The organism is Streptomyces sp. NBC_00259 (assembly GCF_036181745.1).
GTDB lineage: Bacteria > Actinomycetota > Actinomycetes > Streptomycetales > Streptomycetaceae > Streptomyces > Streptomyces pratisoli.
Window position 1 is genome coordinate 6,097,590 of sequence record NZ_CP108080.1, and the last position, 24,668, is coordinate 6,122,257.

Sequence of the window (24,668 nt, forward strand, 5' to 3'; positions counted from 1 at the left end):
GCGGTGCGCTCGCGTTGCGGGATGCCCTGAGGGACGGCAACATCGTGAGAACGGCATCTGAGATGTCTGCGCGCAGATCCGACCGGACGCTTCGGGCGTCGCGGCACTTCGAGTGACTCTTCCACGAGACCGATCAGCGAGATCAGCGTATTCGGGCACACCGGCGGCGTCATCACACACGCGATGATGCGGGTCGCTGCGCGGTACGCCGCGGGCGGCGTCGGCTGGTACGGCGGTCATGTCGAAGCAGCTGCGCCCCACCCCGGCGACGTGTCCGTCACTCATCGCTCCGGACGAACCTGGGAGTGAGCCATGACGACTGGGACCGCGTTGCACTGGATCGACGGCGCCTGGATCGGCTCGGGCGGCCGGCACATGGACGGCGCGTACGAGGCCGCCGGGGAGACCCCCGGCGGCGGGTACGCCGACGACGGACGCGAGATGGCGGCCCGCGCACTCACCGCGGCGCGGCGGGCGTTCGGGGAGACGCGCTGGAAGGACGACCGGCATCTGCGCGCCCGTACCCTGCACGAGATGGCCGACGTCTTCACCTCACACATAGGGCAGTTGACCGACGTGCTGGCCCAGGAGAACGGCAAACGCAGGCAGCACGCGCGTTTCGAGGCGGAGACGGTGCCGTCCCGGCTGCGCTACTTCGCCTCACTGATCCGGACCGGATACGGCCGCGCCCTCGAAGTCGCCCCGGGCAGATGCTCACTCGTTCTGCGGCGCCCCCGGGGCGTGGCGGGAATCGTCGTTCCCCGCAACTCCCCGGTCGTCCTCCTCATCTGCTCCCTCGCCCCGGCCCTGGCGGCCGGCACGACCAGCGTGGTGCGGATGCCGGGGCAGACCGCCCTGGTGAACGCGCTGGTCTTCGGCATCTTCTCCGAGATCGAGTCCCTGCCGCGCGGAGTCGTCAACGGCTTCACCGAGGAACACGCGAACGGGGCCCGGTATCTGGTCGCCGCCTCCGACGTGCCGTGCGCGCTCGACACCGAGGTCCACGACACGGCGGTGATGGACGACTTCATCGAGTACGAACACGTCGTCATCACCCCCGGAACGATCCAGCGATAGCCGACGGCCGGCGGCGACCGGCCCACCGGCCCGGTGCCGTCGGCCGCATGACGGAGCGTCATCCCGAACCGAGCGGTCCGTGCGGGCGTCGCCGAGGTCCCCGCCGCGGTGCACGATCACCACCGCGGCGAGGGCGAGGACCAGGCCGGCCGCGGTCTGCGCGCCGAAGGGCTCGTCGAACGCGAGCGTTCCCCACAGGGCCGTCACCGGCGCCATCAGGAACATCAGCGTGTTGACCCGGGTCACTCCGGAGCGGCGCAGGATCAGCCAGTACAGGCCGTATCCGCCGAAGGTGGCGAGGAGCACCAGCCAGGCGACCGCCGTCCAGAAGGAGGCGTCGGCGGGTGGCGTCACCGAACCCGTGGCCGCGGCCAGGACGGTGAACACCACGGCACTGGTGGCGCAGTGGACCGTGAGGGCGACCGAGGGCGCCACGTCCGTGCGGGTACGGCGCTCCAGGAACGTCGCGGCGACCAGCGAGAGCATGCCGAGGAACGGCACGAGGTAGGCCCACGGCGGGACCCCCTCCGCCGCACCCGCGTCGGCGAGCGTGACGACGGCGACACCGGCCACCCCGAGGAGCAGGCCCCACCACTGCCTGGCCGGGACGTACTGCCGCAGCAGCGGCCCGGCGAGCGCGCCCGCGACGAGGGGCTGGGTGCCGTCGACGAGGGCCGTGGTGCCGGTGGAGACGCCGAGCTGGATCGCTCCGTACACCGTGAGCAGATAGCCGCTCTGCGACAGCGTCCCGATCACGGACTGCCGCAGCAGGTCACGGCGGTCAGCCCGCGCCAGGAGGCCCGCGCGAACACCGCGGCGGCCACGGCGAGCACCGCGGCGAGCGGGACGAAGCGCCACATCAGCACGGTCACCGCGGCCGCGCTGCCGGCGCCGAGCTTGGCCCCGATGAAGCCGGAGCTCCAGCAGAGGACGAAGGCGGCGGAGAGGAGCACGTTCATGTCGGTCACCACCCGAGGAGGTGCGCCGGCGGGCGGACCGGCCGCCGGCGGGGCGGACAGAGGACGGACGCGTCGGTAAACAGATCTGTCTACTCCCGACCCACTATACAGATCGGTATACTCGTCGTCATGGCCCGTCCGCCGCACACCCCCGCCCCCACCCCCGCTCCGCCGCACCGGATCACGATGACCCCCGGCGCACACCGCGTCCTGGAGGCCGCTTCACGGCTCTTCTACGACCACGGCATCCACGCCGTCGGGGTGGACCTGATCGCCGCCGAGGCGGGAGTGACCAAGAAGACCCTCTACGACCGCTTCGGTTCCAAGGAGCAGCTGGTCGTGGAGTACCTCGCGGCGCGCGACGAGCGCTGGCGGGACGTCCTCGCCGAGCACCTCGCGGAGGCCGGAGCCTCACCGGAGGACCGGATCCTCGCCGTCTTCGACGCCTCCCGCGACTGGTCCGCACAGAACGGACCACGCGGGTGCAGCATGGTCAACGCGCATGCGGAGATCGACGATTCGAGGCATCCCGCCCGCGCCGTCATCACCGGGCAGAAGGCATGGATGCTCGGCCTGTTCACCGATCTGGTGCGCGCCGCCGCCCCGGACGATGCCGAGGCACTGGGCCGCTCCCTCATGCTCCTGCACGAGGGAGCGCTCGTCGCGTACGGGCTGGACGTCTTCCCGGACCCGTTCGGCGCCGCACGGGAACAGGCCCGTTCGCTGTGCGACGCGGCCGCCGTCAGCCGAGTACGCGGGCGATGAGCAGGGCCACGTCGTCCTGCCCGGGCCCCTGCCGCAGCGACTCCAGCAGCAGGTCGCAGGTGTCCTCCAGCCCGGCGGGCGGTTCCGACAGCAGCGTCAGCAGCACATGCAGCCGGGTGTCGATGTCCTGGTCCCGCGTCTCGACGAGACCGTCGGTGTAGAGCACCAGCGTGTCACCGGGCGCCAGGTCGAAGCCGACGGCGTGGAAGTCCACGCCGCCGACGCCCAGCGGGACCCCGGTGGGCAGATCGAGCAGTACGGGCGCCTCGCCCGGCCGCAGCAGCACCGGCGGCAGATGACCGGCCGTGGAGATGCTGCACCGGCCCTCGTGCGGGTCGTACAGCGCGTACAGGCAGGTCGCGATGTAGGGCTCCAGCTCGCCGGCGATGGCGTCGAGCTGGTGCAGTACCCGCTCGGGATCCAGGCCCAGCGAGGCGAGGGTCTGGGTGGCAGTGCGCAGCCGCCCCATGGCCGTGGCGGCGTTGATGCCGCTGCCCATGACGTCGCCCACCACGAGGGCGGTCTTGTCCCCGTTCAGCGGGAGGATGTCGAACCAGTCGCCGCCGACCTCGCTGACCGAGCCGGCCGGCTGGTAGCGGGAGGCGACCTCCAGGCCGACCAGATGCGGCGGATGCCGCGGCAGCAGACTGCGCTGCAGCGCGAGCGCGGCATTGCGCTGCTGCTGGTACCAGCGCGCGTTGTCGATGCACACCGCGGCCCGGCCGGCCAGTTCACTGGCCAGCACGACGTCGTCGGCGTCGAACGGCAGCGGGTTGCGGAACCGTTTGAGGTCCAGTGCTCCGAGCACCTCCCCGCGGGCGATCAGTGGCACGGCCAGATAGGAGTGCACCCCGGCCGCCGCCAGCAGTACCGCGGCGGAGGCGTCACGCGCGATGCCCGGCAGGTCCTCGTTGGCCACATGGGGCACCACGATCGGTTCGCCCGTCTGCACACACCGGGTGACCAGCCGGTCGGCCTCGTAGCGGGTGATGTCGCCCGGAGGGTCGGCGGCCTGCACCGCGACCGTCGGGTAGGCCGCGGCGACGGCGAGCGCGCGGAACACCGCCGTGCCCCCGGCCTGCACCGATTCACGGCGGCCCTCGACGGCGGAGTCCAGGACGTCGACCGCGGCGATGTCGGCGAGCTCGGGCACGGCGACGTCGGCCAGCTCCCGCGCGGTCTCCCACAGGTCCAGGGTGGTCCCGATACGCATCGACGCGTCGGCCACCAGGGCGAGCCGGTGCCTGGCCCGCTCCGCCTCCTTGGCCGCGTGATGCCGGTCCGTCACGTCCACCACGGAGGCCGCCACACCCAGAATCCGGCCGCGGGGATCCTCCAGCCGGTACAGCGAGACCGACCAGGCCCGCTCGGTCTCCCGGTCGGCCGGCGCACGCTCGATCACCTGCCGGTCCACCAGCGGCGTCCCCGACTCCAGGACCCGGCGCATCGCCGCCTCCAGCCGGACGGCGTCCAGGAACGGCAGTGTCTCGCTCACCCGCCGGCCGACGTGCTGCGCCGCCGGGAGGCCGCTGGCCCGCTCCAGCGCGGGATTGACGGTGATGCACCGCAGATCGGGGTCGAGCACGGCCAGGCCGATCGGTGACTGGTCGACCAGGCGCACCGAGAGCGCCAGGTCGCGTTCCACCTTGCGCAGCGTCTCCTGGTCGGTGGACAGCCCCAGGGCGTAGTAGCCGCCGTGCTGGTCCTGCAGCCGCATGTTGCGGAACTCCAGCAGCCGCATGGCGCCGTCCTTGTGGCGGACCGGGAACACCCCGGCCCAGTTCTCACCGCTCTCCATCACCCGGGAGAACAGTTCCAGGACGAGATCGATGTGCTGGTCCTCGACCAGCAGCCGGAGCGCGAACTGGCCCAGGGCCTCCTCGGCGGTGTACCCCAGCAGTTCCTCGGCCTGTTGGCTCCACAGCGCGATCCGCCCCTCCGCATCGAGCACCACCGGGGCCAGCCCGAGGACGTCGAGCAGCCCGCCGGGCGGGGCGGGGCCGACCTCCACACTCGGTACCAGGTCACCGGGGAACGCTTCGGTGCCACTCATCCGCAGCCGCTCCTCCCGCCACCTTCCCAGGGCATGTGTGCAGGCCGAGCCCACCCCTGCCGGAAACCTGGGCGCACTCCATCGTCCCTCCGCGCTCAGCTGTGCGCAGCTTCGGCTGCGCCGGTCATCCGGGCAGTTCCTGCTCGGTCCACACAGTCTTGCCCTCGTGCGCGTGTCGTGTACCCCATCGTGCGGTCAGTTGTGCCACGAGCAGCAGCCCTCGGCCGCCCTCGTCGGTGCTGCGGGCCCGCCGCAGATGCGGGGAGGTGCTGCTGGGGTCGGACACTTCGCAGATCAGACGGTGCATCCGGATGAGCCGCAGGGTCACGGGCCCGCCGGCGTAGCGGTAGGCGTTGGTGACGAGCTCGCTGACGATCAGCTCCGTGGTGAAGGCCAAGTCCTCCAGGCCCCACTCGGCGAGCTGCCGCGCGGTCAGCCCCCTGGCACGGGCCGGCGCGGTCGGCTCCGCCGGCAGCTCCCAGGTGGCGACCTGCCGCGGTGCCAGCGTCCGGGTCCTGGCCAGCAGCAGCGCCACGTCGTCGGTGGGCCGCGCGGGCAGCAGCGCGTCCACCACGGCCTGGGCGACTTCCTCCAGCGGCCGGTGCGGACCGGCCAGCGCGGCCGACAGCCGCTCCAGCCCGACGTCGACGTCATGGGCGTCACCCACGATGAGCCCATTGGTGTACAGGGCCAGCACGCTGTCCTCCGGCAGCTCGAGGTCCGCGGACTCGAACGGCAGCCCCCCGAGCCCGAGCGGAGGGCCGGCGGGCAGGTCGGGGAGGCTCACCTCGCCGTCCGGCGCGACCACCGCGGGCGGCGGATGCCCGGCGCGGGCGACCGTGCAGAGACGCGACACCGGGTTGTACACGGCGTACAGGCAGGTGGCGCCCACCACCTGTTCGCCGGGGGAGTCCTCGTCGCCCGGCTCCTGCTCGCCGGCCAGCCGCGTCACGAGGTCGTCGAGATGGGAGAGGACCTCGTCGGGTTCGAGATCGAGGTCGGCCAGTGTGTGTACGGCCGTACGCAGCCGGCCCATCGTCGCCGCCGCGTTGATGCCGTGCCCCACCACATCGCCGACGACCAGCGCGACCCGGGCCCCGGAGAGTGGGATCACGTCGAACCAGTCCCCGCCGACCCCGGCGGCGCCACCGGCCGGCAGATAGCGGTGGGCGACGACGACCGCCGGATGGGAGGGGAACTCGCGCGGCAGCAGGCGGCGTTGCAGCGCCAGCGCCGTACGGTGCTCCGCGGTGTAGCGGCGGGCGTTGTCGATCGAGACCGCCGCACGCGCGCCGAACTCGTTCGCCAGCGTGAGATCGTCCTCCTCGAACGGCTCGGGGGCGACGTACCGCCACAGACACACGAGCCCCAGGACCAGTCCGCGGGCGGTCAGCGGCACCACCATCAGCGAGTGGACGCCCAGGGTGCGGGCGTGCTCGGTCCGCTCCGGGTCCAGGCCGACCGTCGGGTCGTCGGGATCGAAGCGGGCCACCAGCACGGGACGCCGGGTCGCCAGACAGCGGGCCTGCGGCGTGTCCGGCGGGAACGTCCTGAGCGTGCCGATGGCGTACATGACCCGCTCCGGGTACGGCGCGACCGACTTGAACGCCGCCCTGCGCAGCGGACCGATGCGCGGCAGCAGCACCTCGCCCAGGCCGACCGCCTGGAGGAGGTCGACGGTCACACAGTCCGCGATGCCGGGTACGGCGACGTTCACCAGCTCCTGCGCCGTGGTCTCCACGTCCAGCGTGGTCCCGATCAGCTCGCTCGCCTCGTTCAGCATCCCCAGCCGGCGGCGCGCCCGGTGCCGGTCGGTGACGTCCTCGACCAGCTGCGTCACGCCCAGCGTCCGGCCGGCGCCGTCCTCCATGCGGAACGCGGACACGGCGACGTACCGCTCGCGCCCCGGGTCGATCCGCAGCCGGCACGACTGCTCGGTGTAGATCATCGGCCGCCCGGTCTCCAGCACCTCCCGCAGCCGGGCCTCGATCGTCTCCGCGTCCGCGCGCACCAGGAAGTCACCGATGCGGTGCCCGCGCGCCTGCTCGCCGGTGATGCCGCCGAGATTCGCTATGGCCCGGTTGATCCCCAGGATCGCCAGGGCCGGATCGTGCACGGCCAGGCCGATCGGGGACGTGTGGAACAGTCCCTCCAGGACCGACCGGTCGATCTCCCACCGGGTGACCTCGTCCGCGGGCGCCGCCACCAGCAGCCACTCATCCCCGCGCCCCGCCCGGATCACCCGGCGCGCCCGGACGCCGAGGCCGAGCCTGCGGCCCTCGCGGTCGCGCACGGGCAGCACCCCGAACCAGCCGCCGTGCCTGACGCACAGCTCCACCGCCTCCCGGACGACTGCGAGGTCACGGTCGTCGACGAGAAGGTCCCCGGCCGGCCTGCCCAGGGCTTCCTCGTCCGTGAACCCCAGCAGCTCCCGGGCGCGCTCGCTCCAGCCGACCACCGTGCCCTGCTCGTCCAGCACGACGGAGACGGCGCGACCCACTGAGAACGGGTCCTCGGGACTCTCACTGATCAGGGTCACGGATCCGGTCATCACTCTCATGCTCCACCGGCTCCGGCGGTTGCGCACGTGCTGCTGACCTTGGCCCGCCTGACGCATGTTCACCCGGGAACGTGCGCCTACTCCAGCCCCGAGACCGTGAACACCCGGTGCGCCGTCTCGCGGTCGATCCGCTCCGACAGGGCCCGCAGCGCCGTCTCCCCGCACAGCAGCGTCCCGCGTTCACGGGCGGCGCGGGAGTCCTCGTCCAGGCGGTGCCACAGCGCGGGATTGGCGAGGAACACCCGCGGGTCGACCTCGACCCGGCAGCCGTCGGCGTCACGGAGCACCAGGCGCTGCGCCACCCCGTCCGAGCAGCGCACGGACACCAGCCGGTCCGTGCGCACCAGCTGCCGGCGCAGCACACCGTGGGAGGCGAGCCAGCCCGCCCCCGCGGACACCCGCGGCGGTACGAGGATCACGATCAGGAGCACGGAAAGGCCGGTCCACAACAGGGCGCGCGGCCCGTCGAGATGGCCCGCGCCAGCGTCGATGACGAGCAGCAGGCCCAGGAGCAGAGCGGCGCAGCGCAGCGCGTCCCGCGCCTGCCCTGCCCAGTCCTCGTCGCGGGCCGCCGCACCCGGCGGCGGCAGCATGACCGCAGAGATACGTCGTCCCATGGCGGCGACGCTAAGCACACGGACCCGGCCCGCGGTGCTCCTTGACGCACCGCTGACGCCGCGGGGGCCGCTCCTGACGGCGGCCTGACGGCTCTCCTGCCGGGGGCAGGTGGCGCGGGGCCGTCACGCGTGCGTGAAGCGCGGGGAGGGCGGCGCGAAGGACGCGCCGGCGCCGACCGTGAGCCGCGGGGGAGCGGGCGCACCCGCATCCACGGGCGTCCGCACCCGCATCCACGGGCGTCCGCACCCCCGTGCCAGTGGCGACCGTGAGCCGCGGGGATCGGGCACACCCGCATCTCCGTGCGCCCGCACCGCGACCGGTGCCCGGGCGCCCGCACCGCGACCGGTCCCCCCGGCGCCCGCACCGCGACCGGTCGCCGGTGATCGTTCCGGTGCCGGCCCTGCCCCGGTGGACCAGCGAGGTCCTGTCCGCGGCCGCCTCCCTCGGCGACGAGGTCCGCGCGGTCCCACCCGTCCGCACCGGCTCCGGGCGGACCGCTCAGGGCCCGCCCGGGCCCCGACAGAGCCTCCCGGCGGCCGGCCGGTGACCGGATATCGCGCTCACCGGCCCGCCGCCGGGCCCGCCGGGGGCGTCCGCGGGGCCTCCGCACGTGCCGTCTGCCTGCACGTTCCCGGACGTCGACGCGACACGCGTATGAGTCCCGTCAAGGACGTGTCAGTGGCCGTAAGGGCGCCGTCAACGGCGCGCTCAGGGGCTCGATACCGAGGTTTCCTCTAACGGTCCGATCCGTATTTCCGAGCCTCATCTAGGAGCACACGATGGCCGACGTGGCCTTCGTCGTCACCACGATCGCGGTTTTCGCGCTGGTGGCTCTCGTTGCCAAGGGGGTGGCGAAGCTGTGACTGCCGAGAACATCGTCGGCCTGCTCGTCGCCGTCGCCCTGCTGGGCTATCTCGTCCTCGCCCTCGTCAAGCCGGAGAGGTTCTGAGAACCGACATGAGCCCCGTACTTGCTGGTGTGCTCCAGTTGCTCGCGCTGATCGCGGCGCTCGCGCTGGCGTACCGTCCGCTCGGTGACTACATGGCCCGGGTCTACTCCTCCGACAAGCACCTGCGTGTCGAGACGTGGATCTACAAGGCCATCGGCGCCAACCCGAACACGGAGATGCGCTGGCCCGCCTATCTGCGCGGCGTCCTCGCCTTCTCCGCCGTCGGCGTCCTCTTCCTCTATCTGCTGCAGCGCGTCCAGGGCAGCCTGCCCGGCTCGCTCGGCTTCTCCGCCATCGACCCGGACCAGGCGTTCAACACCGCCGCGTCCTTCGTGGCCAACACCAACTGGCAGTCGTACTACGGCGAGCAGGCCATGGGCCACGTCGTGCAGACCGGCGGCCTCGCGGTGCAGAACTTCGTCTCGGCGGCCGTCGGTATCGCGGTCGCGGTGGCGCTGGTCCGCGGGTTCGCCCGCTCCCGCACCGGTGAGCTGGGCAACTTCTGGGCCGACCTGGTGCGCGGCACCGTCCGCATCCTGCTCCCGATCTCCGTGATCGCCGCGATCGTCCTGGTCGCGCTCGGCGCGATCCAGAACTTCGCCGGTATCCACGAGGTCGGCCAGTTCTTGGGCGGCACCCAGCAGTGGAACGGCGGCGCGGTCGCCTCGCAGGAGGCCATCAAGGAGCTGGGTACCAACGGTGGCGGCTACTTCAACGCCAACTCCGCCCACCCCTTCGAGAACCCCAACCCGATCTCCAACCTGCTGGAGATCTTCCTGATCCTGGTCATCCCGTTCGCCCTGACCCGCACCTTCGGCCGCATGGTCGGTTCGCTCAGGCAGGGCTACGCGATCCTCGCCACCATGGCGACGATCTGGATCGGCTTCACCGCGCTGATGATGTGGACCGAGTTCCACCACGGCGGACCGGCGTTCGACCTCGCCGGCGGCGCCATGGAGGGCAAGGAGACCCGGTTCGGCATCGGCGGTTCGTCGATCTTCGCCGTGGCCACGACGCTCACCTCGACCGGCGCGGTCAACTCCTTCCACTCGTCGTTCACCGGCTTCGGCGGCGGCATCACCATGCTGGGCATGCAGCTCGGCGAGATCGCCCCCGGTGGTGTCGGCTCCGGCATCTACGGCATGCTGATCATGGCCGTGATCGCGGTCTTCATCGCCGGTCTCATGGTCGGCCGCACGCCCGAGTACCTCGGCAAGAAGATCGGCACCCGCGAGATCAAGCTCGCGGCCTGCTACATCCTGGTCACCCCGGCGCTGGTGCTCTGCTTCACCGCCGCGGCCATGGCCCTGCCGACCCCGGTCGACTCGATGACCAACTCGGGTGCGCACGGCTTCTCCGAGATCCTCTACGCGTACACCTCCGGCGCCAACAACAACGGCTCCGCGTTCGCGGGTCTCAACGCCGACACCCAGTGGTTCAACAGCACCATCGGTCTGGCCATGCTGCTGGGCCGGTTCCTGCCGATCGTGTTCGTCCTGGCGCTGGCCGGTTCGCTCGCCGAGCAGAAGCCGGTCCCCGCCACCGCGGGCACGCTGCGCACGGACAAGCCGCTCTTCGCGGGGCTGCTGGTCGGCACGATCCTGATCATCACCGGTCTGACCTACTTCCCGGCCCTGGCGCTGGGTCCGCTCGCCGAAGGGCTGGCGTCATGACCACCAACGTAAAGAAGCAAGAGGAGCCCGGCTCCATGACACCGAGTCCGACGGCCACGCCCACCCGGGCCCCGCACCAGGACGTCCCCACCGGGCACAAGCCCGACGCCGGGCGCGTAGGCGGGGGCCTGTTCGACCCCAAGCAGCTGGTCACGTCCTTCCCGGACGCGATCCGCAAGCTCGACCCCCGGGTGATGATCAAGTCCCCGGTCATGTTCGTCGTCCTGGTCGGCTCGGTGCTGACCACGGTCTTCGCGGTCATGAACCCGTCCGACTGGTTCGGCTGGGCCATCACCGCCTGGCTGTGGCTGACCACGATCTTCGCCAACCTGGCGGAGGCCGTGGCCGAGGGCCGCGGCAAGGCGCAGGCGGACACGCTGCGCAAGGCCAAGACCGACACCGTGGCGCGCCGTCTGGGCAAGGACGGCAGGACCGAGGAGCGGGTGCCCGGCACCGACCTGCGCATCGGCGACCTGGTCGTCTGCGAGGCCGGCGACATCATCCCCGGCGACGGTGACGTCGTCGAGGGCGTCGCCTCGGTGGACGAGTCCGCCATCACCGGTGAGTCGGCCCCGGTCATCCGCGAGTCCGGCGGCGACCGCTCGGCCGTCACCGGCGGTACGAAGGTGCTGTCCGACCGCATCGTCATCAAGATCACGACGAAGCCGGGCGAGACCTTCATCGACCGCATGATCAGCCTGGTCGAGGGCGCCGCCCGGCAGAAGACGCCCAACGAGATCGCGCTGAACATCCTGCTCGCCTCGCTGACGATCGTCTTCCTGCTCGCGGTGGTGACGCTGCAGCCGTTCGCGACGTACGCGGACGCCCCGCAGTCGATGATCGTGCTCGTCGCCCTCCTGGTCTGTCTCATCCCGACCACCATCGGCGCCCTGCTCTCGGCGATCGGCATCGCCGGCATGGACCGGCTCGTCCAGCGCAATGTGCTGGCCATGTCCGGCCGCGCCGTCGAGGCCGCCGGTGACGTGTCGACGCTGCTGCTCGACAAGACCGGCACCATCACCCTCGGCAACCGCCAGGCCGCGGAGTTCGTCCCCGTCAAGGGCGTCACCGCCGCCGAGCTCGCCGACGCAGCCCAGCTCTCCTCGCTCGCCGACGAGACCCCCGAGGGCCGCTCGATCGTCGTCCTCGCGAAGGAGAAGTACGGCCTGCGCGAGCGCCACCAGGGCGAGCTGTCGAACGCCACCTGGGTGCCGTTCACCGCCCAGACGCGGATGTCCGGAGTCGACCTCGTCGAGGACGGGACCGGGCGCAAGGTCCGCAAGGGCGCCACCGCCTCCGTGATCTCCTGGGTCAAGGAGCAGGGCGGCGAGGTCGCCGGCGACGCGGATACCCTTGCCAACGGGATTTCCGCGGCCGGTGGCACGCCGCTTCTGGTTGCCGCCGAGGATGACAAGGGTGCTCGTGTACTGGGTGTCATCCATCTGAAGGACGTCGTCAAGGACGGCATGCGCGAGCGGTTCGAGGAACTGCGCCGCATGGGCATCCGTACCGTCATGATCACGGGTGACAACCCGCTGACCGCCAAGGCGATCGCCGAAGAGGCGGGCGTCGACGACTTCCTCGCGGAGGCCACTCCCGAGGACAAGATGGCGCTCATCAAGCGGGAGCAGGCCGGCGGCAAGCTCGTCGCGATGACGGGCGACGGCACCAACGACGCCCCGGCGCTGGCCCAGGCGGACGTCGGTGTGGCGATGAACACCGGTACCTCGGCCGCCAAGGAGGCCGGGAACATGGTGGACCTCGACTCCAACCCGACCAAGCTCATCGAGATCGTCGAGATCGGCAAGCAGCTCCTCATCACCCGGGGCGCGCTGACCACCTTCTCCATCGCCAACGACGTGGCGAAGTACTTCGCGATCATCCCCGCGATGTTCGCGGTGGTCTACCCGGGCCTGGACAAGCTCAACATCATGCAGCTGTCCTCGCCCGAGTCCGCGATCCTGTCCGCGGTCATCTTCAACGCGCTGATCATCATCGCCCTCGTGCCGCTCGCCCTGAAGGGCGTGCGCTACCGGCCGACCAGCGCGGACAGGATGCTCCGCCGCAACCTCGGGATCTACGGACTCGGCGGCCTCGTCGCCCCGTTCATCGGCATCAAGATCATCGACCTTGTCATCTCCCTCATCCCCGGGCTGCGTTAATCCAGAAAGCGTGCAGATCGCCATGAACACATCGTTTGGAAACGCGGCACGGCTGATCGGGGCCGGGCTCCGCGCCCTGCTCGTCCTGACCCTGGTGACCGGCGTCATCTACCCGCTGGTCGTCACGGGCGTGGCCCAGGGCCTGTTCCCCGGCAAGGCGAACGGCTCGGAGATCACGGCGGACGGCAAGGTCGTCGGCTCCTCGCTGATCGGGCAGACGTACAACCTGCCCAAGAAGAACCCGGACGACGCGGAGGAGGCCGCGGTCCCGGACCTGAAGTGGTTCCAGCCGCGCCCGTCCAACGGCCTCGGCAGCAACAGCGTCAACACCCAGTACTCGCTGATCCTCTCCGGAGCGACCAACCGCTCCGGTGACAACGAGGAACTGATCCAGTGGGTCAAGGACGCCAAGGCCGCCGTCGTCAAGGACAACTCCACGGCCGGCTACAAGGTCAAGCCGTCGGACGTGCCGGCCGATGCCGTCACCTCCTCCGGCTCCGGACTGGACCCGCACATCTCCCCCCAGTACGCGAAGCTCCAGATCCACCGCGTCGCCGAGAAGAACCACCTCACCGTCGCTCAGGTCGACAAGCTCGTCGCCGACCACACCGAAGGCCGGACCCTCGGCTTCGCGGGCGAGCCCCGGGTCAACGTGCTCCAGCTCAACATCGCGCTGAAGCAGCTCACCGAGAAGTGATCCCCACCGGACGCTTCGACCGGTCGGAAGCGACCGGTCGAAGCGACCGGACCGGGCAGCGGGCGCGGCCGAAGTGAACCGGCCGTCCGCCGCCCGGGCCCTACGACAGAAAGGGCGCACCAATGACCCGGGTGCTGGTGGTCGAGGACGACCCACAGCTCGTACGGGCTCTCGTGATCAACCTGAAGGCGCGCGGCTTCGAGGCGGACACCGCGACCGACGGGGCCCGTGCCCTGCGGCTCGCCGGGGAGTTCGCCCCGGACGTCATCCTCCTCGACCTCGGGCTGCCGGACATGGACGGCATCGACGTCCTGCACGCACTGCGCGTCCACAGCCGGGTGCCCGTCCTCGTCGTCTCCGCCCGCCGGACCTCGGACGAGAAGATCGCCGCGCTCGACGCGGGCGCCGACGACTACATCACCAAGCCGTTCAGCATGGACGAACTCCTCGCCCGGCTGCGCGCGTCGGCCCGCCGGGTACTGCCCGCACCGCCCGGCGAGCGGTCGCTGATCGTCACGACCGAGGACTTCACCGTCGACCTGCCGGCCAAGAAGGTCATGCGGCAGGGGCGTGACGTGCGCCTCACGCCGACCGAGTGGCATCTGCTGGAAGTGCTGATCCGCAACCGCGGCCGGCTCGTGGGCCAAAGACAGCTCCTCCAGGAGGTCTGGGGTCCCGCCTACGACACACAGAGCAACTATCTCCGCGTCTACATGGCCCAGTTGAGACGCAAGCTCGAAGCCGACCCCTCCCACCCTCGGCACCTCGTCACGGCACCGGGCATGGGCTATCGCTTCGAGAGCTGACCCCCCGTCGGTGACGTCGGCGCCCGGGCGACCCGGGTGCCGACTCGCCCGTGTCGCTGTTGGGCCGAACGGGTGAGGGGCGCCAAGATGGTCGCATGAGCAGGTACGAGAGGTACGACGTCACCGACGAGCAGTGGGAGGGCCTCGCCCAGGTCGTCCCGCTGCGCGGGCGCAACGAGTGGCCGTCCCGCGTTGACCACCACACGATTCCGCGGGACGCCATGGACGGCGCGTTCGACGACGCCGCCGCGGAACAGCGACGCATGGTCGTCCTGCGCGTCCAGGTCTTCGCGGACGCACGCGAGGTCGCCGAGTACCTCATCGCGCAGATCCCCGTGCTGCTCGACCTCACGAGCGCGGACACCGACGTCGCCAAGCGGATCCTCGACTTCAGCAGCGGAGTCGTCTTCGGACTCGGCTGCGGCATGCACCGGGTGGACCGGAACGTGTTCCTGCTCGCCCCCGCGGGCACGGAGGTCGACGGCCTCGCGGCGGCGGCCGTCCCCCATTCGTAGGAAGACCGTTCAGACGTAACGGTTCGGCGTGCGCAGCGCCCTACGGCGCTGCGTAGCGTTCCCCCGTATGGACGTCACAGGCCCCCGCCCCACCCTCACCGAACTGCGGCTCTCCGCCTTCGCCGCGCATCGCGCCCGTGTCTTCCCGCTCGGCCCCGTGACCCTGTTCGCGGGCCCGAGCGGCAGCGGCAAGTCGACCGCCCTGCGGGCCTACGAGGCACTGGCCCGGCTCGGCGCGGGTGCGGCGCTCGACGAGGTCTTCCCCGACCCTGCGGCCTGCGTCCCCGAACGCTCGGAACGCGACGACCAGGGCAGACGGGGATTCAGGATCGGCTGCACCGTCGACGGCCCGGCCGGTCCCGTACGCCTGGACCTCGCCGTACAGGCCGACCCTCGACTCCGCATCGTCGGCGAGCGTTTGACCGGCCAGGGACGGACCCTGCTCAGCACGGCGCTGCGCGACCCCGGGCGCCCCTCGGTCCAGGCCGCCTGGCACACGGCGGGCGCCGACCGGGTCACCCGCGCCCCGCTGCCCGACGACCGGCTCGGCACGGCACTGCTTCCGCTGCGCGTCGCGGGCAGCACGGACGGGCAGCGGCAGGTGCTGGCCGCGGCCGAGCAGGTCGTGGTGGCGCTGCGGTCGGTGTTCGCCTGCGATCCGCGGCCCGAGCGCATGCGCGAACCGGTCCTGCCCGGGGAGGGGCGGCTCAGGCGCGGCTGCGACAACCTGGCGGAGGTGCTGCACCGCACCCGCCACGAATGCACACGGCGGCACGCACGGCTCACCTCCGTGGCCCGCGCCGGCTGCGCGGGCCCGGTCACCGAGGTGGGCATCGAGGAACTCACCGACGGAACGGTCCGCGCGGTCCTCGCCAGAGGCGCGCAGGACGGGCCGGACCCGACCACTCCGCTCGGCCGCCTCGGCGACGGCGAACTGCGCTTCCTCGCCCTCGCCCTCGTCCTGCTCACCGGACCGGGGGTGCTCGCCGTCGACCCGGCCGCGGAGGTCCCGGGAGCCCTGCAGTCGCTCACCGTCCTCGCGGACGGCCTCGACCGCTGCCTGGACAGCGCCCAGGCCCGTGAACTCGCCTCGCTGGCCGCGTCGATCTGCGCCGACGGGCATCTGCGGCTGGTGGGGGCGGTGGGGGAGGCGACGGCCGCGCGGGGGATCGCGGGAGTGACGGTGGTAGACCTGGTGCGGTGACGGAACCGGATGTGAAAGCACTGCAGCGCAGACTGGCCGAGTTCGCGGCGGCACGGAACTGGGAGCCCTACCACACACCGAAGAATCTCGCGGTCGCGCTCACGGTGGAAGCAGCCGAACTGGTAGAGATCTTCCAGTGGCTGACACCGGAGGAGTCGGCACGGGTGATGGACGATCCGCGCCAGGCGCACCGCGTGGCGGACGAGGTGGCGGACGTGCTCGCGTATCTCCTCCAGTTCTGCGAGGTGCTCGGCGTCGACGCGCTGACCGCCCTCGCCGAGAAGATCGACCGCAACGAACTCCGCTTCCCGGCCGCCGAGCGGCCGTCGAGCGGACCAACACCACACGATCGTCACTCTTCGGAGTGATTGATCTTTCCCCAGTCGGCTTCCTGTCCACAGATTTCCGAATTCCCCTGGCTTTTCGTCTGGAGCACCTTCACTCTGGGTAGTGAGTGAATGGGCGGAAGTTCGTACGAACGGGGGCGGCGTACATGGATGCGGAGCGGCTCATCGCGGCCGGCAGGCGGGCACTCGCGGAGTGCCGTGCCGCGCTCGACGTCGTGGCGGAGGCCTGGCAGACCCAGGCCCTCGCCCAGGCGATCGGAAGTCAACTGGCCGTGCGCGGCCCGCAGGAGCTCAGAGGCGAGGCGCGCGGACTGAGCGAGGCCGGCGGCCGCGGCGGCGGACTCACCGACGGCTGTGTGCTGCGCACCGGCGGCCCCAGAGCCGCCCAGCTCACCGAAGTCGCCGACCCGCGACGTGCGTTGACCGCGCTGGGCACACTGCTCGGCGAGGTCGGGATGGCGCTCGTCGGCGTCGCCTGCGCCACGGACGAGGAAGGTCTGTACTGGCAGTGCATCGAAGCGATCGACGCCGCCGACGAGTCGAGCGACCGGGTCCGCGCGATGCTGCGCCGCCTCTCCTTGCACGAGCCGGTCCGGGACCGCACCCGGGACCGGCAGATCGCCCCCGGCCGCGGCGATCCCGCGGAGCCGACCGCGAGCCCGCCCTGAGACCGGGCCCGCCCCGTCCCGCCGGGTGAACCCGGCCACGGCATGCCGTCCCCACCCGGCACCGAGAGGTTGACGGACGTGCGGCGGTGCAGGATGGACGCATGGACCTTCGAATCTTCACCGAGCCCCAGCAAGGGGCCTCCTACGACACCCTGCTCACCGTCGCCAAGGCCACCGAGGACCTCGGCTTCGACGCCTTTTTCCGGTCGGACCACTATCTGAGCATGGGCTCCGCCGACGGCCTGCCGGGCCCCACCGACGCCTGGATCACCCTGGCCGGTCTCGCCCGTGAGACCAGCCGGATCAGGCTCGGCACGCTCATGACCGCCGGCACTTTCCGGCTGCCCGGAGTGCTGGCCATCCAGGTCGCCCAGGTCGACCAGATGTCGGGCGGACGGGTCGAGCTGGGCCTCGGCGCGGGCTGGTTCGAGGAGGAGCACAAGGCGTACGGGATCCCCTTCCCCAAGGAGAAGTTCGCCCGGCTCGAGGAGCAACTGGCCGTGGTGACGGGCCTGTGGGGCACAGAGACCGGCAAGACGTTCAGCCATGACGGGACGTACTACACGCTGCAGGACTCGCCCGCGCTGCCCAAGCCCGTCCAGCAGAGGATTCCGGTGCTCATCGGCGGACACGGCGCGACCCGCACCCCGCGTCTGGCCGCACGGTACGCCGATGAGTTCAACATTCCCTTCGCTTCGCTGGAGGACACCGAGCGGCAGTTCGGCCGGGTCCGCGCCGCCGCCGAGGAGGCGGGACGCACACCGGACGACCTCGTCTACTCCAACGCGCTGGTCGTCTGCGCCGGCAGGGACGACGCGGAGGTCGCGCGGCGTGCCGCCGCCATCGGCCGAGATGTGGACGAGCTGAAGGCCAACGGCCTGGCGGGGTCGCCCGCCGAGATCGTCGACAAGATCGGCCGCTATGCCGCGGCCGGTTCCTCCCGTATCTATCTGCAGATCCTCGACCTCGACGATCTGGACCACCTGGAACTCCTCTCCTCCCAGGTCCAGTCCCAGCTGAACTGACCGAGCCGGAACGCGCATCGGATCCGGAGACACCGTGAAGCCCGCCCGCAGCCTCTCGACCGCCCTCGCAGAGGGGGGTCCCCTCGTCCTCGACGGCGGCCTTTCCAACCAGCTCGAGGCGCAGGGCTGTGATCTGTCCGACGACCTCTGGTCGGCGCGGCTCCTCGCCGACGCTCCCGAACAGATCGAGACCGCCCACGCGGCGTATGTGCGGGCGGGCGCACAGGTGCTCATCACGTCCAGCTACCAGGCCACGTTCGAGGGCTTCGCCGGACGCGGCACGGGACGTGACGAGGCCACGGCACTCCTCACCCGCAGTGTGACGCTGGCCCGCGCCGCGGCGGAGCGCACGGAGCGGGAGGTGTGGGTCGCGGCCTCGGTGGGACCGTACGGGGCGATGCTCGCGGACGGCAGCGAGTACCGCGGACGGTACGGGCTGACGGTGCGGGAGCTGGAGGACTTCCACCGTCCGCGTATCGAGGTCCTGGCAGCGGCGGGCCCCGACGTTCTCGCCCTGGAGACGGTGCCGGACACCGACGAGGCGACGGCACTGCTGCGGGTCTCGGAAGGCATCGGCCTGCCGGTGTGGCTCTCCTACAGCATCGCGGGCGGGCGCACGCGCGCCGGCCAGGACCTGGCGGCGGCCCTCGCCCTCGCCGCCGGCCATGACCAGGTGATCGCCGTCGGCGTCAACTGCTGCGAGCCGGCGGACACGGACCGTGCCGTGGAGCTGGCCACCCGGGAGACGGGCAAGCCGGTCGTCGTCTACCCCAACAGCGGTGAGCGGTGGGACGCGGCGTCCCGTGCCTGGCGGGGCGAGGTCACCTTCGATCCGGCGCGACTGCCCGGCTGGGCCGCGGCGGGCGCCCGGCTGGTCGGCGGCTGCTGCCGCGTCGGCCCCGACCGTATCGCCGCCCTGGCGGCGCTCGCCGGGACCCGGAAGACCTGAGGACCCGCAGGGTCCTGTCTTCCGGGTCCGGATGCGCCGAGGGTGGGCGGGCACGGGCCGAGGCGGGCCCGGGGGAGGCCGGTTACTCGCAGGCGACGCCGTCCCCGTCGCGGTCGAGGTGGCGGCCGTAGCCGGGGTCGCTCGTGCGGACGGGCGCGGCGCCCGCGTCCCTGGCGGCGTCACAGTTGCGGTAGTAGACACTGCCGCCTCCGCCACCGCCTCCGGTGCTGCTGCTGGAGGAGTCGTCCTCGTCGTCCGGTGCCGGCGTGGGTGTCGGCTTGGGCTTGGGCTTCGGTGCGGGCTTCGGCTTGTGCAGCTTCCCGCCCTGCTCCGCCGGGCACTTGGTGCCGGCCGCCACCAGGTGGACCGTGAGGGCGGTCTGCCGGGAGAGCGGTGACGTGCCGCCCGCGGGGCTCTGGAAACAGACGGTCCAGTCGTCGTGATCCGTCGGGAGGCCGACGTCCGCGTACGCGCTGTAGGCGGTCAGGCCGCCGCCGGTCAGGGACGCGGTCTGCTGCCGGGCGTCGGCGAAGCCGGCGCCGACGAGCTCGGGCATCGCCGCGGCCGGCGGGGCGGTGACGGTCTCGCGGGCGGTGACGGTGACCGTGGGGCCGGGCACGGCCTTCTGACCGACCTGTGGATCGGGTGAGCACGCGCCGGCGACGAGAACGAGGACGAGCGCGACGGCGGCCATGACTCCGCAGCCGAGGACCGTCTTCTGGTTCGCGTCGAGAGTGCCGGGGGCGCCGCCCGCGGGCGGGGGCGGAACGGGTCCGTAGGGGTTCGTCACGGGCAGGCCTCTTCCAGCTTGACGGCCCCGAAATCGATCGTGGTGGCCGTGTCGAGCGTGCCCGGTCCCGGGCTCTGTGAGCAGACCTTCCAGTTCCGGTCCCACACCTGCATGCGGTTGCCGCCGGTCGCGTCGTGCGAGGTGAGGACGAGGAACCCCTCGGCCTGTGCGGCGTCCTGGGCGGCCTGGAGCTGCTGCCCCACGTGGTTGGAGAGCCGGGCCTTCGCGGTGACGGGTTCCGCACTCGCGGCGGGAGCGGGCGCCGACTCCTGTGCCCGCTTCGGCGATCCCGCGGCCGCGTTCGCCGCAGGGGTCACCGTCGCGGTGGCCGTGACCGTCACGGTGACGGCAGGACCGGGAACCTTCTTCGTCGTCTCGCTCCCGGTCGGGGAGCAGGCCGAACCGATCGCCCCGATGAGGACGAATGTGAACAGCAGGCCGCCGCAGCCGAGGACGGTCTTGTGCTTGCCGCCCAGCGGGTTCGCCGGCGGCTGCGGGACGTACGGCGGGGGCGGTGGGTACGGGGGAGTGGCCACGAGAGATCTCCCTGCTGTGGCATGTGCATGAACGGCGCTTAAGATACACAACTCCCCTCCACTTGTGTGCGTTGCGTGAAGAGTTGATGCTTCTCGTGAAGGTCGCGCGGGTCGGGCGGCGCGGGCCGCCCCTCGCCGCCATGAAATCGCCTGGTCAGGACCGGCCGCGCGGGCAATACTCGGACATGTGTTCCTGACAATCACCACGACCGGCACCCTTGAGCGTCCCGCCACCGACCTGGGCTTCCTGCTGCACAAGCACCCCGACAAGGCGCAGACGTTCTCCACCTCGCACGGCACGGCCCACGTCCTCTACCCCGAGGCCACCGCCGAACGCTGCACGGCCGCACTGCTGCTGGAGGTCGATCCGGTCGCGCTGGTCCGCCGCGGCAAGGGCAAGGGCAGCGGCGGAGCACCCGACTCCGCCCTCGCCCAGTACGTCAACGACCGGCCCTACGCCGCATCCTCACTCCTCTCCGTCGCCATGAGCACCGTCTTCAAGAGCGCCCTGCGCGGCGTGTGCCAGGCGATGCCTGAGCGGGCAGCGACCCCGCTGCCCCTGAGGATCGAGGTCCCCGCACTGCCCGCACGCGGCGGCGCCGAACTCGTCCGCAAACTCTTCGGACCGCTCGGCTGGGACACGATCGAGGCCCACCCGGTCGCACTCGACGGCCAGTTCCCCGAATGGGGCGACTCGCGCTACGTACGACTGACACTGGAAGGGCGGATGCGCCTCGCGGACGCGCTGCGCCAGCTCTACGTCCTGCTGCCGGTGCTCGACGACGCCAAGCACTACTGGGTCGCACCGGACGAGGTCGACAAACTGCTGCGGTCGGGAGAGGGCTGGCTGGCCGGCCACCCCGAACAGAAACTCATCACCAGCCGCTATCTGTCGCGCCGCTGGGGCCTGACCCGGCAGGCCATGGAACGCCTCGAACTCGTGCGGCTCGCCGAGAGCGACGACCTCGACGTCGAGGACGTCGACAACGCCGTCGACGAGACCAAGGACACCGACGAACGCCCGGTGCCGCTCGCCGAGCAGCGACGCGCCGCGATCCTGGACGCGCTCCGCACGGCAGGCGCCTCCAGCGTCCTCGACCTGGGCTGCGGGCAGGGCCAGCTCGTCCAGGCGCTCCTGAAGGACGTCCGCTTCACCGACGTCGTCGGCGTCGACGTGTCCGTACGCGCGCTCACGATCGCCGCCAGAAGGCTCAGACTGGACAGCATGGGCGAACGGCAGGCACGCCGCGTCACCCTGTTCCAGGGCTCCCTCACCTACACCGACAAACGCCTCACGGGCTATGACGCCGCCGTCCTCAGCGAGGTCGTCGAGCATCTCGACCCGCCCCGCCTGCCCGCCCTCGAGTACGCGGTGTTCGGCTCCGCCCGCCCGCGCACGGTGATCGTGACGACACCGAACGTCGAGTACAACGTGCGCTGGGAGACGCTGCCCGCCGGGCACGTCCGCCACAGCGACCACCGCTTCGAGTGGACCCGCGAGGAGTTCCGCACCTGGGCCGCCACCACCGCGCAGCGGCACGGCTACGGCGTGGAGTACGTGGCCGTCGGCGACGACGACCCCGAGGTCGGCCCGCCGACACAGATGGCCGTCTTCACCCAGAAGGACCGGAACGAGGCGAAGGCCGCATGACCACCACCGACACCACCCGCAAGCTGCCCGTCACCGACCTGTCCCTCGTGGTCCTCATCGGCGCCACCGGCTCCGGCAAGTCCACCTTCGCCCGCAGGCACTTCAAGCCCACCGAGGTCATCTCCTCGGACTTCTGCCGCGGACTGGTCGCCGACGACGAGAACGACCAGAGCGCCAGCGCCGACGCCTTCGACGTCCTCCACCACATCGTCGGCAAGCGCCTCGCCGCCGGCCGCCTCACCGTCGTCGACGCCACCAGCGTGCAGCAGGAAAGCCGCCGCCAGCTCGTCCAGCTGGCCCGCAGCCACGACGTGCTGCCCATCGCCATCGTCCTCGACATGCCCGAAGAGGTCTGCGCCGAACGCAACGCGGCCCGCCCCGAGCGCGCGGACATGCCCCGCCACGTCATCCAGCGGCACCGGCGCGAACTGCGCCGCTCACTGCGCGGACTGGAACGCGAGGGATTCCGCAAGGTCCACGTCCTGCGCAGCCCCGAGGAGGCCGACGCCGCGGAAGTCGTCCTGGAGAAGCGCTTCAACGACCTGCGCCACCTCACCGGACCGTTCGACATCATCGGTGACATCCACGGCTGCCGCTCCGAACTCGACACCCTGCTCACCACCCTCGGCTATGTGGACGGCGCACACCCCGAGGGCCGTACCGCCGTCTTCGTCGGAGACCTCGTCGACCGCGGACCCGACAGCCCCGGCGTCCTGCGCCGCGTCATGAGCATGGTCGCCGCCGGCAACGCCCTGTGCGTGCCCGGAAACCACGAGAACAAGCTCGGACGCTGGCTCAAGGGCAGAAAGGTCCAGCACACCCACGGACTCGCCGAGACCATCGAACAGCTGGAGCAGGCGGACACCGAGGACCCCCGTTTCCGCGAGCAGGTACGGGAGTTCATCGACGGCCTCGTCAGCCACTACGTCCTCGACGAGGGCAGGCTCGTCGTCTGCCACGCCGGACTGCCCGAGAAGTACCACGGCCGCACCTCCGGCCGGGTCCGCTCCCACGCCCTCTACGGCGAGACCACCGGCGAGACCGACGAGTTCGGGCTGCCCGTGCGCTACCCCTGGGCCGAGGACTACCGCGGCCAGGCGGCCGTGGTCTACGGCCACACACCCGTGCCCACCGCCTCCTGGGTCAACAACACCATCTGCCTCGACACCGGCGCCGTCTTCGGCGGCAAGCTGACCGCGCTGCGCTGGCCGGAGCGTGAACTCGTCGACGTACCCGCGGAAAAGGTGTGGTACGAGCCCGTCAAGCCGCTCGCCACCGACGCGCCCGGCGGACACCAGGGCCGCCCCCTGGACCTCGCGGACGTCCACGGCCGCCGCATCGTGGAGACCCGCCACATGGGCCGCGTCGCCGTACGTGAGGAGAACGCCGCCGCCGCCCTGGAGGTCATGAGCCGCTTCGCCGTCGACCCGCGGCTGCTGGCGTATCTCCCGCCGACCATGGCGCCGACCGCGACCTCGCAGAAGGACGGCTACCTGGAGCACCCGGCCGAGGCGTTCGCCCAGTACCAGGCCGACGGAGTCGGACGGGTCGTGTGCGAGGAGAAGCACATGGGCTCCCGCGCCATCGCCCTGGTCTGCCGCGACGAGGACGTCGCACGCGAACGCTTCGGCGCCGACGGCGTCACCGGCGCACTGCACACCCGCACCGGCCGCCCCTTCTTCGACGACCCCGGCACCACCGAGGACGTCCTCGGCCGCCTGCGCACGGCGATCACCGGCGCGGGCCTGTGGGAGGAACTCGCCACCGACTGGCTGCTCCTGGACGCCGAACTGATGCCCTGGTCGCTCAAGGCGTCCGGGCTGCTCCGCAAGCAGTACGCGGCCGTCGGCGCCGCCTCCGGAGCGGTCCTGCCCGCCGCCACCACCGCCCTCGAAGCGGCCGCCGCACGCGGACTCGACGTGGGCGCACTGCTGGACCGGCAGCGCGAACGGGCCGCGGACGCCGCCGCGTTCACCGACGCCTACCGCAGGTACTGCTGGACGACCGACGGCCTGGACGGGGTGCGCCTCGCGCCCTTCCAGATCCTCGCCGTCCAGGGACGCTCCCTCACCTCCGTGCCCCACGACGAGCAACTCGCCTGGCTGGACCGGCTGGTGGAGGCAGCGGAGAGCACCGGAGCCGGGCTGCTCCAGCGCACCCGCCGGCTCGTCGTCGACACCGGCGACGAGGCCTCGGTGCGGGCCGGCACCGACTGGTGGCTGGAGATGACCGGCGCCGGCGGCGAAGGCATGGTCGTCAAGCCCCTGCACGCCCTCGTACGGGACGGCAAGGGACGCCTCGTCCAGCCCGGCATCAAGGTCCGGGGCCGGGAGTACCTGCGCATCATCTACGGCCCCGAGTACACCCGCCCGGACAACCTGACCCGGCTGCGCAGCCGCTTCCTCGGCCACAAGCGGTCGCTGGCGCTGCGCGAGTACGCGCTCGGCCTGGAGGCGCTGGACCGGCTGGCCGACGGCGAGCCGCTGTGGCGGGTCCACGAGGCGGTCTTCGCCGTCCTCGCACTGGAGTCGGAGCCGGTCGACCCCCGCCTGTAGGACCGGCCCCGCACCTCACGGGGAGGCGCCGTCCGCGCCTCCCCGTAGGGGCGGCCACATGCCGGGGAACGCCTGCCCGTACGGGCCACGACCGGTCCGGTGCCGGAGG

The 24,668-nt window shown here is 71.7% G+C and carries 20 protein-coding genes and 1 pseudogene; 15 read left to right on the forward strand and 6 right to left on the reverse strand.

The window, feature by feature from the left end; genetic code table 11:
• Positions 1-312: 312 nt before the first annotated feature.
• Positions 313-1,077, forward strand: coding sequence for an aldehyde dehydrogenase family protein (locus OG766_RS27475; RefSeq protein WP_328726415.1), 765 nt, complete (start codon positions 313-315; stop codon positions 1,075-1,077).
• A gap of 54 nt (positions 1,078-1,131) precedes the next feature.
• Here the strand turns inward: OG766_RS27475 and OG766_RS27480 are convergent.
• Positions 1,132-2,036 (reverse strand): annotated as a pseudogene (locus OG766_RS27480) (DMT family transporter); the annotation flags it as partial.
• 129 nt (positions 2,037-2,165) lie between these two features.
• On the opposite strand from OG766_RS27480, the gene OG766_RS27485 reads away from it, so the two are divergent.
• Entirely contained in the window at positions 2,166-2,801 is a 636-nt protein-coding gene (locus tag OG766_RS27485) for a TetR/AcrR family transcriptional regulator (RefSeq protein WP_266387869.1), read from the forward strand.
• On the opposite strand, the gene OG766_RS27490 is transcribed toward OG766_RS27485, so the two are convergent.
• The 3 genes from OG766_RS27490 to OG766_RS27500 all read right to left on the reverse strand — a co-directional run bounded on the left by OG766_RS27490 (position 2,779) and on the right by OG766_RS27500 (position 8,031).
• Complete coding sequence (locus OG766_RS27490; RefSeq protein WP_266387866.1) at positions 2,779-4,854, reverse strand: SpoIIE family protein phosphatase; 2,076 nt, start codon at positions 4,852-4,854, stop codon at positions 2,779-2,781. The genes OG766_RS27485 and OG766_RS27490 overlap by 23 nt on opposite strands.
• A 124-nt stretch (positions 4,855-4,978) precedes the next feature.
• Positions 4,979-7,405 carry a SpoIIE family protein phosphatase gene (locus OG766_RS27495; protein WP_266387863.1) on the reverse strand — a complete coding sequence of 809 codons (2,427 nt, stop codon included), beginning with the start codon at positions 7,403-7,405 and terminating at the stop codon, positions 4,979-4,981.
• A gap of 86 nt (positions 7,406-7,491) precedes the next feature.
• Positions 7,492-8,031: a hypothetical protein gene (locus OG766_RS27500; protein ID WP_266387860.1), complete on the reverse strand. Its 540-nt coding sequence runs from the start codon at positions 8,029-8,031 to the stop codon at positions 7,492-7,494.
• An 860-nt stretch (positions 8,032-8,891) separates the two neighbouring features.
• Here OG766_RS27500 and kdpF point away from each other — a divergent pair.
• From kdpF to mmuM, 11 genes are all read left to right on the forward strand, one after another.
• The gene (gene kdpF, locus OG766_RS27505; protein WP_266387857.1) at positions 8,892-8,981 is read left to right on the forward strand and encodes a K(+)-transporting ATPase subunit F; all 90 of its coding nucleotides are present in this window, start codon (positions 8,892-8,894) and stop codon (positions 8,979-8,981) included.
• Between the two features lie 8 nt (positions 8,982-8,989).
• On the forward strand, positions 8,990-10,654 hold the full coding sequence (gene kdpA, locus OG766_RS27510; protein ID WP_328726416.1) for a potassium-transporting ATPase subunit KdpA: 1,665 nt from the start codon (positions 8,990-8,992) through the stop codon (positions 10,652-10,654).
• The gene (gene kdpB, locus OG766_RS27515; RefSeq protein ID WP_266387852.1) at positions 10,651-12,816 is read left to right on the forward strand and encodes a potassium-transporting ATPase subunit KdpB; all 2,166 of its coding nucleotides are present in this window, start codon (positions 10,651-10,653) and stop codon (positions 12,814-12,816) included. Before kdpA ends, kdpB begins: the two co-directional genes overlap by 4 nt.
• A gap of 22 nt (positions 12,817-12,838) precedes the next feature.
• Positions 12,839-13,513 carry a potassium-transporting ATPase subunit C gene (locus tag OG766_RS27520; protein WP_266387850.1) on the forward strand — a complete coding sequence of 225 codons (675 nt, stop codon included), beginning with the start codon at positions 12,839-12,841 and terminating at the stop codon, positions 13,511-13,513.
• Between the two features lie 122 nt (positions 13,514-13,635).
• Complete coding sequence (locus OG766_RS27525) at positions 13,636-14,319, forward strand: response regulator transcription factor (RefSeq protein ID WP_328726417.1); 684 nt, start codon at positions 13,636-13,638, stop codon at positions 14,317-14,319.
• 95 nt (positions 14,320-14,414) lie between these two features.
• A complete protein-coding gene (locus tag OG766_RS27530) occupies positions 14,415-14,834 on the forward strand; it encodes a cell division protein SepF (RefSeq protein WP_328726418.1) in 420 nt (139 codons plus the stop codon).
• A 67-nt stretch (positions 14,835-14,901) separates the two neighbouring features.
• The gene (locus tag OG766_RS27535; protein ID WP_328726419.1) at positions 14,902-16,038 is read left to right on the forward strand and encodes an ATP-binding protein; all 1,137 of its coding nucleotides are present in this window, start codon (positions 14,902-14,904) and stop codon (positions 16,036-16,038) included.
• Positions 16,035-16,406 carry a nucleotide pyrophosphohydrolase gene (locus OG766_RS27540; protein WP_266387842.1) on the forward strand — a complete coding sequence of 124 codons (372 nt, stop codon included), beginning with the start codon at positions 16,035-16,037 and terminating at the stop codon, positions 16,404-16,406. The genes OG766_RS27535 and OG766_RS27540 overlap by 4 nt, the downstream gene beginning before the upstream one ends.
• Positions 16,407-16,531: 125 nt before the next feature.
• Complete coding sequence (locus OG766_RS27545) at positions 16,532-17,053, forward strand: DUF6099 family protein (protein ID WP_328726420.1); 522 nt, start codon at positions 16,532-16,534, stop codon at positions 17,051-17,053.
• 101 nt (positions 17,054-17,154) lie between these two features.
• The gene (locus OG766_RS27550; protein WP_266387836.1) at positions 17,155-18,078 is read left to right on the forward strand and encodes an LLM class F420-dependent oxidoreductase; all 924 of its coding nucleotides are present in this window, start codon (positions 17,155-17,157) and stop codon (positions 18,076-18,078) included.
• A gap of 34 nt (positions 18,079-18,112) precedes the next feature.
• Positions 18,113-19,027, forward strand: a complete 915-nt coding sequence (gene mmuM / locus OG766_RS27555; RefSeq protein ID WP_328726421.1) for a homocysteine S-methyltransferase — start codon at positions 18,113-18,115, stop codon at positions 19,025-19,027.
• Between the two features lie 82 nt (positions 19,028-19,109).
• Here the strand turns inward: mmuM and OG766_RS27560 are convergent, their stop codons facing one another.
• On the reverse strand, positions 19,110-19,817 hold the full coding sequence (locus tag OG766_RS27560) for an excalibur calcium-binding domain-containing protein (protein WP_328726422.1): 708 nt from the start codon (positions 19,815-19,817) through the stop codon (positions 19,110-19,112).
• Entirely contained in the window at positions 19,814-20,353 is a 540-nt protein-coding gene (locus OG766_RS27565; RefSeq protein WP_266387825.1) for a hypothetical protein, read from the reverse strand. The genes OG766_RS27560 and OG766_RS27565 overlap by 4 nt, the downstream gene beginning before the upstream one ends.
• Before the next feature lie 187 nt (positions 20,354-20,540).
• Here OG766_RS27565 and OG766_RS27570 point away from each other — a divergent pair, with 187 nt between their 5' ends.
• Together OG766_RS27570 and OG766_RS27575 are read left to right on the forward strand one after the other, a co-directional pair.
• The gene (locus OG766_RS27570; protein ID WP_266387822.1) at positions 20,541-22,004 is read left to right on the forward strand and encodes a 3' terminal RNA ribose 2'-O-methyltransferase Hen1; all 1,464 of its coding nucleotides are present in this window, start codon (positions 20,541-20,543) and stop codon (positions 22,002-22,004) included.
• On the forward strand, positions 22,001-24,559 hold the full coding sequence (locus tag OG766_RS27575) for a polynucleotide kinase-phosphatase (RefSeq protein ID WP_328726423.1): 2,559 nt from the start codon (positions 22,001-22,003) through the stop codon (positions 24,557-24,559). Before OG766_RS27570 ends, OG766_RS27575 begins: the two co-directional genes overlap by 4 nt.
• Positions 24,560-24,668 lie beyond the last annotated feature (109 nt).

Excerpts from the sequence above, each read along its gene's own strand:
- kdpA (WP_328726416.1), top strand. The coding sequence starts at position 8,990 with ATGAGCCCCGTACTTGCTGGTGTGCTCCAGTTGCTCGCGCTGATCGCG.
- OG766_RS27520 (WP_266387850.1), top strand. The coding sequence starts at position 12,839 with ATGAACACATCGTTTGGAAACGCGGCACGGCTGATCGGGGCCGGGCTC.
- OG766_RS27550 (WP_266387836.1), top strand. The coding sequence starts at position 17,155 with ATGGACCTTCGAATCTTCACCGAGCCCCAGCAAGGGGCCTCCTACGAC.
- OG766_RS27485 (WP_266387869.1), top strand. The coding sequence starts at position 2,166 with ATGGCCCGTCCGCCGCACACCCCCGCCCCCACCCCCGCTCCGCCGCAC.
- OG766_RS27490 (WP_266387866.1), bottom strand. The coding sequence starts at position 4,854 with ATGAGTGGCACCGAAGCGTTCCCCGGTGACCTGGTACCGAGTGTGGAG.
- OG766_RS27475 (WP_328726415.1), top strand. The coding sequence starts at position 313 with ATGACGACTGGGACCGCGTTGCACTGGATCGACGGCGCCTGGATCGGC.
- kdpB (WP_266387852.1), top strand. The coding sequence starts at position 10,651 with ATGACCACCAACGTAAAGAAGCAAGAGGAGCCCGGCTCCATGACACCG.
- OG766_RS27535 (WP_328726419.1), top strand. The coding sequence starts at position 14,902 with ATGGACGTCACAGGCCCCCGCCCCACCCTCACCGAACTGCGGCTCTCC.
- OG766_RS27525 (WP_328726417.1), top strand. The coding sequence starts at position 13,636 with ATGACCCGGGTGCTGGTGGTCGAGGACGACCCACAGCTCGTACGGGCT.
- OG766_RS27500 (WP_266387860.1), bottom strand. The coding sequence starts at position 8,031 with ATGGGACGACGTATCTCTGCGGTCATGCTGCCGCCGCCGGGTGCGGCG.
- OG766_RS27495 (WP_266387863.1), bottom strand. The coding sequence starts at position 7,405 with ATGACCGGATCCGTGACCCTGATCAGTGAGAGTCCCGAGGACCCGTTC.
- OG766_RS27575 (WP_328726423.1), top strand. The coding sequence starts at position 22,001 with ATGACCACCACCGACACCACCCGCAAGCTGCCCGTCACCGACCTGTCC.
- OG766_RS27530 (WP_328726418.1), top strand. The coding sequence starts at position 14,415 with ATGAGCAGGTACGAGAGGTACGACGTCACCGACGAGCAGTGGGAGGGC.
- OG766_RS27545 (WP_328726420.1), top strand. The coding sequence starts at position 16,532 with ATGGATGCGGAGCGGCTCATCGCGGCCGGCAGGCGGGCACTCGCGGAG.